The 13,703-nt window shown below is 71.1% G+C and carries 16 protein-coding genes; 11 read left to right on the top strand and 5 right to left on the bottom strand.

Annotated elements, in window-relative coordinates:
- Positions 1-68: 68 nt before the first annotated feature.
- Complete coding sequence (locus H9L41_RS19735; RefSeq protein WP_028444962.1) at positions 69-677, top strand: TetR/AcrR family transcriptional regulator; 609 nt, start codon at positions 69-71, stop codon at positions 675-677.
- Positions 678-819: 142 nt separating this feature from the next.
- Here H9L41_RS19735 and pdxR read toward each other — a convergent pair whose 3' ends face one another.
- Positions 820-2,313 (bottom strand): MocR-like pyridoxine biosynthesis transcription factor PdxR, encoded by a 1,494-nt coding sequence (gene pdxR / locus H9L41_RS19730; protein WP_051318742.1) that lies wholly within the window; start codon positions 2,311-2,313, stop codon positions 820-822.
- 68 nt (positions 2,314-2,381) lie between these two features.
- Between pdxR and H9L41_RS19725 the strand changes: the two genes are divergently transcribed.
- From H9L41_RS19725 to H9L41_RS19715, 3 genes are all read left to right on the top strand, one after another.
- Complete coding sequence (locus H9L41_RS19725; RefSeq protein WP_084299859.1) at positions 2,382-2,996, top strand: pyridoxamine 5'-phosphate oxidase family protein; 615 nt, start codon at positions 2,382-2,384, stop codon at positions 2,994-2,996.
- A 122-nt stretch (positions 2,997-3,118) separates the two neighbouring features.
- On the top strand, positions 3,119-3,751 hold the full coding sequence (locus H9L41_RS19720) for an FMN-binding negative transcriptional regulator (RefSeq protein WP_028444964.1): 633 nt from the start codon (positions 3,119-3,121) through the stop codon (positions 3,749-3,751).
- 63 nt (positions 3,752-3,814) lie between these two features.
- On the top strand, positions 3,815-4,966 hold the full coding sequence (locus tag H9L41_RS19715; RefSeq protein WP_028444965.1) for a CaiB/BaiF CoA transferase family protein: 1,152 nt from the start codon (positions 3,815-3,817) through the stop codon (positions 4,964-4,966).
- Between the two features lie 151 nt (positions 4,967-5,117).
- Here the strand turns inward: H9L41_RS19715 and H9L41_RS19710 are convergent, their stop codons facing one another.
- Positions 5,118-5,375, bottom strand: a complete 258-nt coding sequence (locus H9L41_RS19710) for a SemiSWEET family sugar transporter (protein ID WP_028444966.1) — start codon at positions 5,373-5,375, stop codon at positions 5,118-5,120.
- 38 nt (positions 5,376-5,413) lie between these two features.
- Entirely contained in the window at positions 5,414-5,797 is a 384-nt protein-coding gene (locus H9L41_RS19705) for a VOC family protein (RefSeq protein WP_028444967.1), read from the bottom strand.
- 138 nt (positions 5,798-5,935) lie between these two features.
- Between H9L41_RS19705 and H9L41_RS19700 the strand changes: the two genes are divergently transcribed.
- The 6 genes from H9L41_RS19700 (at position 5,936) to H9L41_RS19675 (ending at position 10,809) form a co-directional block, all read left to right on the top strand.
- Positions 5,936-6,697 (top strand): DeoR/GlpR family DNA-binding transcription regulator, encoded by a 762-nt coding sequence (locus H9L41_RS19700; protein WP_051318743.1) that lies wholly within the window; start codon positions 5,936-5,938, stop codon positions 6,695-6,697.
- Positions 6,694-8,859 (top strand): UvrD-helicase domain-containing protein, encoded by a 2,166-nt coding sequence (locus H9L41_RS19695; RefSeq protein ID WP_028444968.1) that lies wholly within the window; start codon positions 6,694-6,696, stop codon positions 8,857-8,859. The genes H9L41_RS19700 and H9L41_RS19695 overlap by 4 nt, the downstream gene beginning before the upstream one ends.
- 211 nt (positions 8,860-9,070) lie before the next feature.
- Entirely contained in the window at positions 9,071-9,400 is a 330-nt protein-coding gene (locus tag H9L41_RS19690) for an ArsR/SmtB family transcription factor (RefSeq protein WP_028444969.1), read from the top strand.
- Positions 9,401-9,408: 8 nt separating this feature from the next.
- A complete protein-coding gene (locus H9L41_RS19685; RefSeq protein WP_028444970.1) occupies positions 9,409-9,666 on the top strand; it encodes a hypothetical protein in 258 nt (85 codons plus the stop codon).
- 43 nt (positions 9,667-9,709) lie between these two features.
- Positions 9,710-10,456 (top strand): hypothetical protein, encoded by a 747-nt coding sequence (locus H9L41_RS19680; RefSeq protein ID WP_051318744.1) that lies wholly within the window; start codon positions 9,710-9,712, stop codon positions 10,454-10,456.
- 65 nt (positions 10,457-10,521) lie between these two features.
- Positions 10,522-10,809, top strand: coding sequence for a hypothetical protein (locus H9L41_RS19675; protein ID WP_028444971.1), 288 nt, complete (start codon positions 10,522-10,524; stop codon positions 10,807-10,809).
- 130 nt (positions 10,810-10,939) lie between these two features.
- Here H9L41_RS19675 and H9L41_RS19670 read toward each other — a convergent pair whose 3' ends face one another.
- Both H9L41_RS19670 and H9L41_RS19665 read right to left on the bottom strand, forming a co-directional pair.
- Positions 10,940-11,482 carry a single-stranded DNA-binding protein gene (locus tag H9L41_RS19670; RefSeq protein ID WP_028444972.1) on the bottom strand — a complete coding sequence of 181 codons (543 nt, stop codon included), beginning with the start codon at positions 11,480-11,482 and terminating at the stop codon, positions 10,940-10,942.
- Positions 11,483-11,559: 77 nt separating this feature from the next.
- Complete coding sequence (locus tag H9L41_RS19665) at positions 11,560-12,993, bottom strand: MFS transporter (RefSeq protein WP_028444973.1); 1,434 nt, start codon at positions 12,991-12,993, stop codon at positions 11,560-11,562.
- 222 nt (positions 12,994-13,215) lie between these two features.
- On the opposite strand from H9L41_RS19665, the gene H9L41_RS19660 reads away from it, so the two are divergent.
- Entirely contained in the window at positions 13,216-13,695 is a 480-nt protein-coding gene (locus tag H9L41_RS19660) for a VapA/VapB family virulence-associated protein (RefSeq protein ID WP_028444974.1), read from the top strand.
- Positions 13,696-13,703 lie beyond the last annotated feature (8 nt).

Genomic DNA, 13,703 nt, shown 5'->3' with positions numbered 1-13,703 from the left:
CCGTTTTTGGGAAAGTAAACTGGCAAGTGTAGAATTTCATCATTCCCGATCCTGCAGAGCCATCCGCCATGTCAGAACCGAGCCGCCTCACCGACCGCAAGCGCGAGGACATCGTCGCGGCCGCGCTCGCCGAATTCCGCGAGAACGGCTTCAAGAACACCAGCATGGACAGGGTGGCCGCCCGCGCCGCGGTGTCCAAGCGCACCGTCTACAACCACTTCCCCAGCAAGGACGAGCTGTTCGCCGAGATCATGCTCGAGCTGTGGCGCGCCAGCATGGCCCAGGTCGACCTGGCCTACCGGCCGGGCCGGCCGCTGCGCGAGCAATTGCTCGAGCTGGCGGGACAGAAGATGGCGCTGCTGGCCGACGCCAATTTCCTCGACCTGGCGCGCGTGGCGATCGCCGAGGCGATCCACGCGCCCGAGCGTGCCCAGGCGATGCTGGCGCGCTTCGGCGAGAAGGAGGAGGGCGTGACGGCGTGGGTGCGCGCGGCCCAGGCCGACGGCCGGCTCAGGCCGGCCGAGCCCGAGTTCGCGGCGCAGCAGCTGCAGGGCCTGCTCAAGGCCTTCGCCTTCTGGCCGCAGATCGCGCTGGGCCAGCCGGTGCCCGACGCGGCCGCGCGGCGGGCGATCGCCGAGTCGGCGGTCGACATGTTCCTGGCCTATCACGCGGCCTGAACGTCGTTCGACGCTGTGTTTCGACCGCGGAGGACGCAGAGGACGCCGAGGAAAAGCAGATGCGGGATCGAACGCGCTCAGCCTTCTTCCGTGTCCTCTGCGTCCTCTGCGTCCTCTGCGGTAAGTCTTTTCTTCCCGCCGCTCAAACCATCCCCATCGCGCGCAATACCCGCGCCAGCCTTACCGCCGCCAGCATCAACGCCGCATCGTCGACGCCGGCATAGCCGAGCACCAGGCCCGGGAACGGCGGCTCGGCCGCGCAATAGGCCGACAGCGGCGGCGCGGCCAGGCCGATGGCCTGCAGGGCGGTGCTGGCGGCGCGGTCGTCGCTGCCGGCGCGCAATTGCAGCACCACGTGCATGCCGGCCTCGCCGCCGTGCAGCCGCACGCCGTCGCCGAGCTCGGCCGCCAGCGTCCCGCGCAGGCGCGCCTGGCGCCGGGCGTAGATGCCGCGCATGCGGCGCAGGTGGGCGCCGAAATGGCCCTCCGCGATGAAATCGGCCAGCGCGGCCTGGGTGGCGTAGTCGCCCTCGCGGTAGAGCCGCGCCTGCAGCCGGCGCAAGGGCTCGACCAGCGCCGGCGGCGCGACCAGGTAGGCCAGCCGCAGCGCCGGGAACATCACCTTGCTGAAGGTGCCGAGGTAGAGCACCCGGCCGGCCCGGTCCAGCCCCTGCATGGCGGCCAGCGGCCGGCCGGCATGGCGGAATTCGCTGTCGTAGTCGTCCTCGACGATCCAGGCGCCGTGGCGGCCGGCCTCGGCCAGCAGCGCCTGGCGCCGCTCGAGGCCGAGCACGCTGCCGAGCGGGTATTGGTGCGACGGCGTGACGTAGACCAGCCGCGGCGGCGGCAGCGCGCGGTCCTGCCAGGCCAGCCCGCCGGCATCGACCGGCACCGGCGCGATGGCGAGGCCGGCGGCCTGCCAGGCGGTGCGTGCGCCGAGATAGCCCGGTTCCTCCATCCACACCGTGTCGCCCGGATCGGCCAGCGTGCGCGCCAGCAGGTCGAGCGTCTGTTGCATGCCGCCGGTCACCAGCACCTGGGCGGCGTCGCAATTCACCCCGCGCGACAGCCGCAGGTAGTCGGCCAGCGCCGCGCGCAGTTCCGGCCGGCCGCCGGCGCCGCGGTAGTCGAACTCGGCCGGCGCGGCGGCGCGCTGGCGCCGCTGCAGCAGCTTGAACCAGGTCGCCCAGGGGAAGGCGGCGAGCTCGGGCAGGCCGGGCGCGAAGGCCGGCCCGGCCGGCTCGGACCGCAGCGCCAGCGTGTCGAGCAGCGCCTGGCCGCGGCGCGACAGCGTCGGGACGCCGTCGCCGGCCGGTGCGACCGCCGCGGCGGCCAGCGGCGGCGCATCGGGCATGCTGGCGGCGACGAAGGTGCCGGCGCCGCCGCGGCCGCTGCAATAGCCTTCGGCGCACAGCTGGGCATAGGCGTGCAGCACGGTGTTGCGGGCGAGATCCAGCGCCTCGGCCAGCGCCCGGCTGGCCGGCAGCGCGCGGCCGCGTTCCAGGTGGCCGGCCACGATCGCCTCGCGCAGCGCGCGGTAGAGCTGGCGGTTGAGCGGCTCGGCCGCCTCGCGGCTCAGCCGGGCGCCGAGGTAATCGTGCAGCGCCGGTAAAGTGGTTCCATCGAACTTGCGCATAGTGGTGCTCTACATGGGGCCGCTATCGATTTACGCTGGAGCCGTCTTCCCGTCAATCGAGCCCCGCCATGACCGACCGCTACGCCCAGACTCCGCTGACCCGCGTCCGCCGCATCGCCCAGCGCGCCGACTACGACCGCGCCACCGTGCACGCCATCCTCGACGCCGGCTGGGCCTGCCACGTCGCCTTCGCGGTCGACGGCCAGCCGCACTGCATCCCGACCGCGCACTGGCGCATCGGCGAGACGCTCTACATCCACGGCAGCAACGGCAGCCGGCTGCTGCGCGCGCTGGGCGACGGCGCGCCGGCCTCGGTCTGCGTCACCCACGTCGACGGCCTGGTGCTGGCGCGCTCGGCCTTCCACCATTCGATCAACTACCGCTCGGCGATGGTCTACGGCCGCTTCGAGCCGGTCGGCGAGGACGAGAAGCGGCAGGCGCTGGACGCCTTCATGGACAAGGTCGAGCCCGGCCGCCGCGCCAAGGTGCGCGGGCCGGACGCCAGCGAGTTCGCCGCCACCACGGTGCTGGCGCTGGAGATCGAGCAGGCGGTGGCCAAGGTGCGCAGCGGCCCGCCGAAGGACGACGAGGCCGACCTGGGCATCGCGGTCTGGGCCGGCGTGCGGCCGATCGAGACGCGCTTCGGCGAGCCGATCCCCGACCTGGCGCCGGCGGCGGCCTGAAACCGGCCGGCCAGGGGCCGCGCAGGCGCGGCTTCAGCCGCGCAGCGATCGCCTCGTTTTCACTGCTCGCCGGAATTCCCGACCACCATACCGCCGCCGCCTATGTGCAAGCCGGAGTGCCCATGTACTTGCCCGCCTCGTTCACCGAAACCCGCCCGGCGCTGCTGCACGCGCTGATCGACGCCCATCCGCTGGCTAGCGTGCTGCGGGCCGGGCCGGACGGCATCGAGGCCGATCCGCTGCCGCTGCAGTTCGACGCCGGCGGCGGGGAGCACGGCCGGCTGCTCGGCCACGTCGCGGCCGGCAATCCGCTGGCGGCGGCCGAGGGCCAGGCGGTCACCGTGCTGTTCCACGGCCCCGACGGCTACGTCTCGCCCGGCTGGTATCCGGGCAAGGCGCGCGACGGCCGGGCGGTGCCGACCTGGAACTACGCGCTGGTGCAGGTGCGCGGCCGGCTGCGCTGCCGGCGCGAGGCGGCCTGGCTGCAGGCGCTGCTGGCGCGGCTGAGCGAGCGTTTCGAGGCGGGCCGGCCGGCGCCGTGGTCGATCGACGACGCGCCGGCCGCCTACATCGAGAAGATGCTCGGCGCCATCGTCGGCATCGAGATCGAGGTCGACCAGATGGTCGGCAAGTTCAAGCTGAGCCAGAACCGCAGCGCCGAGGACCAGGCCGGCGTGCGGGCCGGGCTGGCGGCCGACGGCGAGGATGCATTGCTGCACTGGATGCTGCGGGTGGGCGAGGGGGCCGCGGACTGAGCGCCGCGGCGACGAATCGAGCAATCGCTTGCTATTCTGGCGCCATCCTCCAGGAGACGCCCAATGCCCGCCCCGCTCGACGGCCTCACCGTGCTCGATTTCTCGCCGCTGCTGCCCGGCCCCTTCGCCACCCGCGTGCTGGCCGATCTCGGCGCGCGGGTGATCCGCATCGAATCGCCGAGCCGGCCCGACCTGGTGCGCCATACGCCGCCCTTCGTCGGCGGCGTCTCGGCCGCGCATGCCTACCTGAACCGCAACAAGCGCAACCTGGCGCTCGACCTGAAGGCGCCGGGCGCGGTCGAGGCGGTGCTGGCGCTGGTCGACGGCGCCGACGTGCTGGTCGAGCAGTTCCGCCCCGGCGTGATGGCGCGGCTGGGCCTCGGCTATGCCGCGCTGGCGGCGCGCAATCCGCGGCTGGTCTATTGCTCGATCAGCGGCTACGGCCAGGATGGCCCCTTGCGCGACCGCGCCGGCCACGACAACGGCTACCAGGCGCTCAGCGGCCTGGCCGCCGCCTCGGGCCGCGCCGATGGCGGGCCGCCGCCGCTGGGCTTCCAGCCGGCCGACCTGGCCGGCTCGCTGCACGCGGTGATCGGCATCCTTGCCGCGCTGCGCCAGCGCGACCGCGACGGGCAGGGCCAGCAGCTCGACATCGCGCTGGCCGACTGCGCCTTCCACTTCAACGCGCTGGCCGGCTGCGCCGCGCTGGCGGGCGAGGACACGGCGCCCGAAGGCCACCTGCTCAACGGCGGCAGCCACTACGACCACTACCGTACGCGCGATGGCCGCTGGCTGGCGGTCGGCAGCCTGGAGCCGCCCTTCCTGGCGACGCTGTGCGCGGCGATCGGCCTGCCCGAACTGGCCGGCCGCTTCGGCCGCGAGCCGGAGCAAGCCAAGGCGATCCTGGCGGCGCGCTTGCTGGAGGAGGATTTCGCCCACTGGCGCACGGTGTTCGCCGCGGTCGACGCCTGCGTCGAGCCGGTGCTGACGCCGGCCGAAGCCGCCGCGAGCGAGCTGGCCGCGGCGCGCGGCTGGAAGGTCGACGTGCCGGCCGGCGATGCCGTGCTGGGCCAGCCGGCGCTGCCGATCCGCTTCTCGCGTGCCGAGCCGGTCTATGCGCAGGCCGGCGGCGGATTGGGGGCGGATGGCGCGGCGATCCTGCGCGAGGCGGGGCTCGACGAAGCGGCGATCGAGCGGTTGCTGCGGCCGGCTTAAAGATCAGGTCTCACCGCGGAGGACGCAGAGGACGCCGAGGTAAAGGCGAGAGGAACGGCTGACCGAATGCGCAACTTTCGGTTCTTGCCTTTCCTCCGCGTCCTCTGCGTCCTCCGCGGTGAATCAATCAGATTGCCCGCCGTGCCAGCGATCACCCGAAGCGTAATTTCATCACCAGTACCGCACCGGCCAGCAAACTGGTCAGCAGGTTGTAGATCACCACCGGCAGCGAGCCGATCATCAAGCCATAGGCCAGCCACAGCAGCGTGCCGGCGACGAAGATCGCGTACATCGCCAGCGACAGGTCGGCGGTATGGCGCGTCTTCACGATGCGGACCACCTGCGGGACGAAGGCGGCGGTGGTGCACAGGCCGGCGATCATGCCGACCAGGGTTGCGGTGTCCTGCATGGACGTGTTCCTGCGTGGGGTGGAAGAGGGAAGGGCGCCTAGATGGTGATCTCGATCCGGTTGCCCTCGGGATCGAGCACCACGCTCTCGTAATAACCGTCGCCGGTCAACCGCGGCGCCGACAGCAGCGGCGCGCCGCCGCCCACCAGCCGCTCGGTCAGCTCCTCCACCGCGCGCGCCGAGCCGGCGGCGAAGGCCAGGTGGCTCAGCCCGCGCAGCTGCCGTCGCGTCTCGTCGGCCGCGATGCCGGGCATCCGCATCAGCTCCAGCCGCGCGCTGCCGTCGTAATAGACGAAGTAGGACGAGAAGCCGCGCGCCGGATTGTCGTAGCGCTCGCTGGCCGTGCCCTCGAAGGCGCGCGTGTAGAACTGCTTCATGCCTTCCAGGTCGTCCACCCAGATCGCCACATGCTCGATGCGCATCGTCTGCCTCCTTGCCGGCCCTCGCTTGCGTTGACGGTATCGTGCGCCTTCGTGCCGAAGTCTGCAATTAATTCCCGCATGAGTCGGCAATATATTGCACAAAAACGCAAACCATCGCCGCGCGCTATACTTGCCGCCATGTTTGCCTCCGAACGCCGCCAATCCATCCTCGATGCCCTGACCCGCGACGGCCGGGTCGAAGTCGGCCTGCTCGCCGCCGCGCTGGCCGTGTCGGAAGACACGGTGCGGCGCGACCTCAAGGCGCTGGCCGACCAGGGCTTCCTGCAGAAGACCCACGGCGGCGCGGTCTCGCTCGCCATCACCCAGATGACCTACCCGGTGCGCGCCGGCGTGCGGCGGGCCGCCAAGGCCAGCATCGGCGCCGCCGCCGCGCGGCTGGTCGAGCCGCACCAGACGCTGTTCGTCGACGCCGGCGGCACCACGCTCGAGCTGGTGCGCGCGCTCGACGTCGCGCCGCTCAGGGTGATCACCAATTCGCTCGACGTGGCGCTGGCGCTGAGCGAGCGCGCCGGCGTCGAGCTGATCGTCTGCGGCGGCCGCTGGGTGCCGGGCGAGCGCCACCTGGCCGGCGCCGCCGCGCTGGCCCAGGTCGAGGCCCACCGCGCCGACCTGGCCTTCATCGGCGCCTGCGCGCTGCATTCGCGGCTCGGCGTCAGCTCGACCGAGGAATCCGACGCGCGGCTCAAGGCCGCCATGCTGGCCCGCGCCGCGCGCGGCATCCTGCTGGCCGACGAGACCAAGTTCGAGCAGGTCGCGCCGCATTTCGTCGCGCCGCTGGCCGATTTCGACAGCATCGTCACCGACTGTTGCCCGGCCTGGCTGCCGGCGCAATATCCGGCGCTGCGGGTGATCGAGGCCGAGCCGGGGAGCGCGGCATGAGCGAGACCGTGCTGCAGCCGTCCGGCCTCACCGCCGAGAAGCGCGCGATCGTCGACGCCGTGCTGGCGCGGCCCGACGCCGCAGTGCTGGTCGATGCGATCGCCGGCAGCGGCAAGACCACGCTGCTGGCCCACCTGGCGCTCGCGCTGGTGCAGTCGGGCATCGCGCCGGAGCGGATCGGCGTGGTCACCGTGTCGAACACCGCGGCCGGCCACCTGAACGACCTGCTGTCCGCGCTCGGCCGCGCGCACGGCACCGCGCTGCCGCAGGCGCGCACCATCCACGCGGTCTGCCTGTCGCGGCTGCAGGACTGCATCCGCGGCGGCTTCTCGGCGACCGAGCGGCTCAGGCTGGTGACCGACCGCGACGGCGAGCTGCAGGACGTGCTGCGCGAGTCGATCGAACTGGCCCGCCAGCAGCTCGGCGACGAGATCGACCTGCCGCACCCGAGCCCGGCCAACCTGCAGTCGCTGCACCTGGCGATCGGCCGCATCAAGGGCGAGCGCCGGGTGGACCTGGCCGGCCTGCTGGAATCCGACGAGCAGCCCGATCTCGAATGGCTGGCCGAACGCCTGCAGCAGCCGGTCGCGGTGGTGGCCTGCCTGATCGCCTTCGAGCGCTGCCGCGAGCGGCTGGGTTTCCATACCTTCCACGACGTGCCCAACGAGCTGATCCGCATCCGCAGCCTGGAGCCCGATTCTCGCCGCGCCCTGGTGCGTTTCGACGCGCTGCTGGTCGACGAGGCGAACGACCTGAACCCTGCGCTGCTCGAGGCGGTGCTGCTGACCCGCCGCAGCAGCGGCCGCACCGTGCTGGTGGCCGACCGCCACCAGTGCGTGCTGAGCCATACCGGCGCCAGCAGCACGGTGCTGAGCGACGATCTGCCGGCGCTGCTCGCCGGCGTGACCGCCATGCCGCTGTCGGCCAGCCACCGCTTCGGCGAGGCGCTGGCGCGGCGGCTGCGGCCGCTGGCCTTCGAGGGCGACGCCGCCACCTTCTTCCGCTCGGAAGCGGCGCACCGCACCCGTTTCTCGGTACGGCCGAGCGGCGGCCCGGCCGACCTCTGCACGCTGCTGGCCAATGCGCGCAAGAGCGAGCCCGGCTGGACCGTCGCCGTGCTGTGGCGCAGCCGCGCCGAGGCGCTGGCCAGCGAGTTCGCGCTGGTCGAGCGCGGCCAGCCCTACACCATGGTCGGCCACCGCTCGGTGGCGCACGAGCCGCTGATCATGGGGCTGATGGGCCTGCTGTTCATGCCGGCCGGCCTGCTCGACGGCTGCACGCCCAAGCTGCGCGCCGAACTGATCTGCGCCGCCGCCGCGCTGCTGTTCCCGCTGTGGCCGCAGGAGGCGCAGCAGGCCTCGCGCGACGAGCTGGTGCGGCAGCAGCCCTGCGCCGGCCTGGGCCTGGAATTCGGCCGGCTGACGCTGCGCAGCGCCGCCCGGCTGTCGCCGGTGAGCGAGGAGGTCGACCGCCGGCTGGAGCGGGTCCTGGCCTGGCTGGACGAGCAGGCGACGGCCGCGGGCGGGCGCAAGCCGGCCGAGGCCGGCGCGGTGCAGCTCGAGGCGCTGCTGCAGCGGCTCGAGCTGCGCAAGCTGCTGGTCGCCGACAACCTCGATCCTTCGCAACAGCACGAGCTGCTGAGCGTGCTCGAGGCGCTCGAAGCCTTCGTGGCCGGCCGGGCGGACAGCCTGCAGGCGCTGGCCGCGCTGTACGTCGCCGCCCACGCCACCGTCTCGTCGAGCGAGCAGGCGGCGCGGCGCTCGGGCAGCCTGACGCTGTCGACCTTCCTGCGCATCAAGGGCATGGAGCGCGACCTGGTGATCGTCGGCGATGCCTCGGCCGACGTGGTGCCGGTCGGGCCGGACCTGGCCAACCCGTTCGAAGATTCGCGCGAGCTGGCGATCACCGAGCGCAACCTGTGGTACGTCGCGGTGACGCGGGCGCGCCAGGCGCTGATCGTGCTGCATGCCAGGGACAAGGCGCCCTGCGGCTTCGTCGAACAGATGCGGGGCAAGGCGAAGGCGGCGGCCCTGCCGGCGGCGCAGCCCGCGGCGCCGGTCGAACCGGCCGTCGTCGCCAGGGCGCCGGACGACGGCCGCGGCCGGGCCGCCTTCAGCGCGCTGGTCGCGCGGTTGAACCGCGAGGATGGCGAGGCGGCCTGATGCGGCATCCGCCTATCGCGCTCCGGCATGCGAACGGGGGCGCGTCGGGGCGTAATGCGTGAACGAGCGGGGCGAGAACGAATCAGGCAGTGCATGAACGCAAGGCGGGGCCGATGGCCCCGCCTTTTTCATATCGCCCGGCCAGCCCGGCCGGGATTTCGATCCGTTCGGCCCGCTTGATTTCATGTCACGTGTCAGATATTGTTTACACATGACAGAGAAGAAACAGCACCCGGCCGGCGATCAGTTGCTCGCGATGCTGGCCGCGCTGGCCAATCCGCATCGGCTGAAGATCATCGCGGCGCTGAAATCGCGCGGGCGCAACTACGTCAGCCAGCTCGCCCGCGAGATCGGCATCAGCCGGCCCCTGCTGCACCTGCATCTGCAGAAGCTCGAAGAGGCCGGCCTGGTCGTCAGCCGGCTCGAGCTGTCGCAGGACGGCAAGGCGCTCAATTTCTTCGAAGTCGTCGAATTCGACGTCGAACTGACGCCGGCCGCCATCGCCGAGGCGGCGCAATCCCTTCCCAACGCAGACACGTAGAGGTCCCCATGGACGTGAGCATTTACCTGTTAACGATCTGCCTGCCGCTGCTGACGGTCCTGCTGGTGTTCGGCATGCGCTACCTGTCCGCGGTCCAGCAGGCGAAGCTGCGCTTCGGCCACGACGAGGCCCACCGCCAGCTGGCGGAACAGGCCCTGGCGGCGCAGCGCGAGACCGCGGCCGTGGTGGCGTCCATCGACGCGAATCTCGCCGACGTGCGGGCGCGGCTGCTGGCCATCGAGCAGATCCTCAAGGCGGTCGAGTAGGCGCGGCCGGCGGTTCACTCAGTTCGACGAAAGACCGATCCTCATGTCCACCCTCGCATTCGGCCCGGATGCGCCGTTCCTGGCGCACCTGGCCGCCGACGCCCTGCTCTGGCTGCATATCGCCGGCGGTACCGTGGGCATCGCCGCCGGCACGCTGGTGCTGCTGCTGCCCAAGGGCGGCCGCCTGCATCGCCTCTGCGGCCGCGTGTTCTTCGCCTCGATGAGCGTCGCCTTCGCGATCGGCGCCGGCGTGGCGCCCTTCCTGGACGACGGCCAGCGGCCCAACTTCGTCGCCGGCCTGTTCTCGCTGTACCTGGTCGTCAGCGGCTGGCTGACCCTCAGGCGCCGCCGGCGCGGCACCGGTCCGCTCGACCTGCTGGGCCTGGCCATCGCCGCGGCGACCGCGATCGCGGGCGCGATGCTGGTCCAACTGGCCAAGGCGAGCCCGACCGGCACGGTCGACGGGGCGCCGGTCCAGTCGTTCTACCTGTTCCTGGTATTGGGCACCGTCGCCAGCCTCGACGATCTCGGCGCGATCGTGCGCAAGGGGTATACCGGCGCCGCGCGCATCGCGCGCCACCTGTGGCGGATGTGCGCGGCGCTGTTCTTCGCCTCCGGCTCGCTCTTCCTCGGCCAGCCGCAGGTCTTTCCCGCCTATCTGCGCGAGTCGGCCTGGCTCTTCCTGCCGGTCGTCCTGCCGCTGCTGTGCATGCTGTCCTGGCTGCTGCGCCTGGCCTGGAAATCGTGGCGCATGCGCAGCGCAACGGTGCAATCGCGAGCCCTGGTCTGATCGGCTCGCATCCCCGGCGCATTCATCCCGAGTCCGCCTCGAAGTCCAAACCGAAAGACGACGCCATGAAAACCACCATCGCCGCATTCGCTGCGGGAACCGCTTTGCTGTCCGCGATCGCCATGGCTGCCGACCAGCCGACGGCGCCCTTGTCGGATCGGGAACGTGTCGATCACCTGATCAGGCAGAACCAGGTGCTGATCGAGGAAAACGCGAGATTGAAGGGCCTGTGCGAGCGGCCCAGGACGAAGGAGGACGCATTCGCCGAATGCATGCAGGCCGCCAAGGGCGGCACCAGCGCCATGGCGGCCGAATCGATCGGCGGCCACTGCGACCAGATCCTCAAGCGATAGGGCCGGCGCCGGATCCGTCGCGGCGTCGCCTGTTCGTGGCCGGAACGCCAGCAGGCTTGCCCGCAAACGAAAAACGCCCTGTGGATGCAGGGCGTTTCCTTTGTCCGGCGCGTAGCCGGCCGGTACGCGATCAGAACGGGATGTCGTCCTCGAAATCGTCGAAGCTCTGCGGCTTCTGCGGCGCCGGCCGCGATTGGCCGCCGCCTTGGTTGCCGCCGCCCATCCCGCCACCCATGCCGCCGCCGCGCGGGGCCGGAGCCGGCGAGTCGTTGCCACCGCCGTAGCTCGGCGGCGACTGGTCGTAGTCGGCGTTGCCGCCGCCCATGCCGCTGCCGGCGCGGCCGCCCAGCATCTTCATCTCGTCGGCCAGGATCTCGGTGGTGTAGCGGTCCTGCCCGGTGTTCTTGTCCTGCCACTTGCGCGTCTGCAGGCGGCCCTCGATGTAGACCGAGCTGCCCTTCTTCAGGTACTGGCCGGCGATCTCGGCCAGGCGGCGGTACATCACGATATTGTGCCACTCGGTCTTTTCCTGCTTCTGACCGCTGTTCTTGTCCTTCCAGGTCTCGGTGGTGGCGATGCTGAAATTGCAGATGGCGGCGCCGTCGGGCATGTAGCGCATTTCGGGGTCGCGTCCCAGGTTGCCGATGAGCAGGACTTTGTTGAGCGATGCCATGGGGTAATTCTCCGGTTCGGGGTCGGGCGGGGCTGCGTCGTGCGCAGCCTCGCGGCAAATTGGGGGAATGCGGGGGATCAGGCGTCCGGGGCGGTCTGCGGCAGGCCCAGGAGGCGCCGCGCGCCGGCTTCGTCCCAGCCTTCGCGCAGCACCTTGAGGTAGGCCACGCCTTCCTCGGCGATCACCACCGCCTCGCGCACGCCGGCCAGGCTGCCGAGCCGGCGGGCCAGCTCGGTGGCGTCGCCCGGCCCTGCGGCCTTGCCGCCCGGCTCGGCGTCGCCGCCTAGCTCAGTGTTACCGCTGAGCAGCGCATCGTCGATATGGTACATCATCGTCCGGACCGGCATGGGCGGCTTCAGGCCCAGCGTGACCAGCGCCCAGACGCCGATCAGCGCGGCGCAGAACAGGTGCACCGGCAGCGTGCCGGCACGGTGGTAGAGCCAGCCGCCGACCGCTGAACCGACAGCGAAGCCGAGCGCCTGGGTGGTGTTGTAGACGCCCATCGCGGTGCCCTTGGCGTCGGCCGGCGCGATCTTGGAGATCAGGCTGGGCTGGGTCGCCTCGAGCACGTTGAAGGCGATGAAGTACAGCGCCAGCCAGCCAAGGATGACCGGCAGCGTGTCGAGCCGCGCCGCCATGCCGAGCTGGGCCGCCAGCATCAGCAGCACCGCGCCGAGGAACACCTGCTTGAGCTTGTTGCGGGTCTCGCCGACGATCACCGCCGGCACCATCAGCACGAAGCCGGCCGCCATCACCGGCAGGTAGACCTTCCAGTGCTCGGCCGCCGACAGCCCGGCCGCCTGCTCCAGCACCAGCGGCAGGGTGACGAACAGCGCCATCTGCGCCGCGTGCAGCGCGAACACCCCGTAGTTCAGCCGCAAGAGCTGGCCGTCGCGCAGCACGTCGCCGAGCCGCTTGGGATTGGCTTCGGCGTCCGAATGGAACCGGCTCTGCGACGGATCGGGAATGATCTGCCAGACGCCGACGATGGCGGCCAGCGACAGCCCGGCGATCAGCCAGAAGATGCCCGACAGGCCGATCCACTGCGCCAGGCTCGGCGCCAGCACCAGCGAGACGGCGAAGGTGGCGCCGATCGAGCCGCCGATCATGGCCATCGCCTTGGTGCGGTTCTCCTCGCGCGTCAGGTCGGCCAGCAGCGCGGTGATCGCGGCCGAGATCGCGCCGGCGCCCTGGATGGCGCGGCCGATGGCGATCCAGACCAGGTCGTGCGCGGTGGCGGCGATCACGCTGCCCAGCGCCAGCAGCGCGAGGCCGGCGTAGATCACCGGCTTGCGGCCGATGCGGTCCGACAGCATGCCCAGCGGCAGCTGCAGGCAGGCCTGGGTGAGGCCGTAGATGCCGAAGGCGAGGCCGACCAGGGTGTGGTCGTCGCCGCCGGGCAGATGGCGGGCATACAGCGCGAACACCGGCAGCAGCAGGAACATGCCGAGCATGCGCAGGGCATAGAGGCCGGCCAGGCCGGCAGAGGCGCGGAGTTCGAGCGGGGACATCCGGTTCCGGGAGGAGGATTGGCGAGGAAAGGCGGGATTTTAGCAAAGCTGGCCGTGGATGCCGTTGCCGCCGCCGATCCTGCGGTCCGGCCGGCATTCGGCATGTAACTCTGTCAGGTTGATCGGGCCAGGAACCTGTTTCTAAGCTTGAAGCGGCGGCGCTCCAGGCGCCGCCTCGTTCTTTTCAGATACTTCAACCAGATTGCAAGCCAGGAGGAACAAATGTCCACACCCACGCAGGAACAGATCGTCCAAGCGCAGGAAACCGCCCGCAAGGCGCTGGCCGAGAAGCAGCAACTGACCGCCTTGTCCAACCAGGCCAGGGCCGCCGGTACGGTTTCCGAAGCCGCCAAGGAGCTAGGCTCCTTCCTCAATGCCACGGGCATGTTCGCCATCGCCTCGGCTTTCATCCACTCCTGGATCTATTCGAATCCGACCCTGAATTTCGACAACGGCAAGAAGGTGGTCTTCAAGGCCGACGTCTGGGGCGTGGGGCTGGGCGGCGGAGCGGTATGGCTGGCCGGCAACATGGCGTCGCCGGAGGAATTGATCGGCGAGGTGAGCTTTGCGTTCCAGACCAACCCGGTACACACCGAAATCGCGTTCTGGAAAAACGGCGCGGTCGTCGGGGTCCTGGTCGGCGGCGGCCTGAGCATCCAGGTCGGGGCCTTCGGCGGGACCGGAACCTTCAGCTGGGCCTGATCCTGCAG

Origin of the sequence: Chitinimonas koreensis (genome assembly GCF_014353015.1) — a bacterium.
GTDB classification, from domain to species: domain Bacteria; phylum Pseudomonadota; class Gammaproteobacteria; order Burkholderiales; family Chitinimonadaceae; genus Chitinimonas; species Chitinimonas koreensis.
The sequence above is the reverse complement of the archived record's forward strand: the minus strand, read 5'-3'. Positions and strand labels throughout refer to the sequence as shown.

Bases quoted from the DNA above. Each gene is read 5' to 3' on its own strand.
- H9L41_RS19735 (WP_028444962.1), top strand. From the start codon at position 69: ATGTCAGAACCGAGCCGCCTCACCGACCGCAAGCGCGAGGACATCGTC.
- pdxR (WP_051318742.1), bottom strand. From the start codon at position 2,313: ATGCGCAAGTTCGATGGAACCACTTTACCGGCGCTGCACGATTACCTC.
- H9L41_RS19725 (WP_084299859.1), top strand. From the start codon at position 2,382: ATGACCGACCGCTACGCCCAGACTCCGCTGACCCGCGTCCGCCGCATC.
- H9L41_RS19720 (WP_028444964.1), top strand. From the start codon at position 3,119: ATGTACTTGCCCGCCTCGTTCACCGAAACCCGCCCGGCGCTGCTGCAC.
- H9L41_RS19715 (WP_028444965.1), top strand. From the start codon at position 3,815: ATGCCCGCCCCGCTCGACGGCCTCACCGTGCTCGATTTCTCGCCGCTG.
- H9L41_RS19710 (WP_028444966.1), bottom strand. From the start codon at position 5,375: ATGCAGGACACCGCAACCCTGGTCGGCATGATCGCCGGCCTGTGCACC.
- H9L41_RS19705 (WP_028444967.1), bottom strand. From the start codon at position 5,797: ATGCGCATCGAGCATGTGGCGATCTGGGTGGACGACCTGGAAGGCATG.
- H9L41_RS19700 (WP_051318743.1), top strand. From the start codon at position 5,936: ATGTTTGCCTCCGAACGCCGCCAATCCATCCTCGATGCCCTGACCCGC.
- H9L41_RS19695 (WP_028444968.1), top strand. From the start codon at position 6,694: ATGAGCGAGACCGTGCTGCAGCCGTCCGGCCTCACCGCCGAGAAGCGC.
- H9L41_RS19690 (WP_028444969.1), top strand. From the start codon at position 9,071: ATGACAGAGAAGAAACAGCACCCGGCCGGCGATCAGTTGCTCGCGATG.
- H9L41_RS19685 (WP_028444970.1), top strand. From the start codon at position 9,409: ATGGACGTGAGCATTTACCTGTTAACGATCTGCCTGCCGCTGCTGACG.
- H9L41_RS19680 (WP_051318744.1), top strand. From the start codon at position 9,710: ATGTCCACCCTCGCATTCGGCCCGGATGCGCCGTTCCTGGCGCACCTG.
- H9L41_RS19675 (WP_028444971.1), top strand. From the start codon at position 10,522: ATGAAAACCACCATCGCCGCATTCGCTGCGGGAACCGCTTTGCTGTCC.
- H9L41_RS19670 (WP_028444972.1), bottom strand. From the start codon at position 11,482: ATGGCATCGCTCAACAAAGTCCTGCTCATCGGCAACCTGGGACGCGAC.
- H9L41_RS19665 (WP_028444973.1), bottom strand. From the start codon at position 12,993: ATGTCCCCGCTCGAACTCCGCGCCTCTGCCGGCCTGGCCGGCCTCTAT.
- H9L41_RS19660 (WP_028444974.1), top strand. From the start codon at position 13,216: ATGTCCACACCCACGCAGGAACAGATCGTCCAAGCGCAGGAAACCGCC.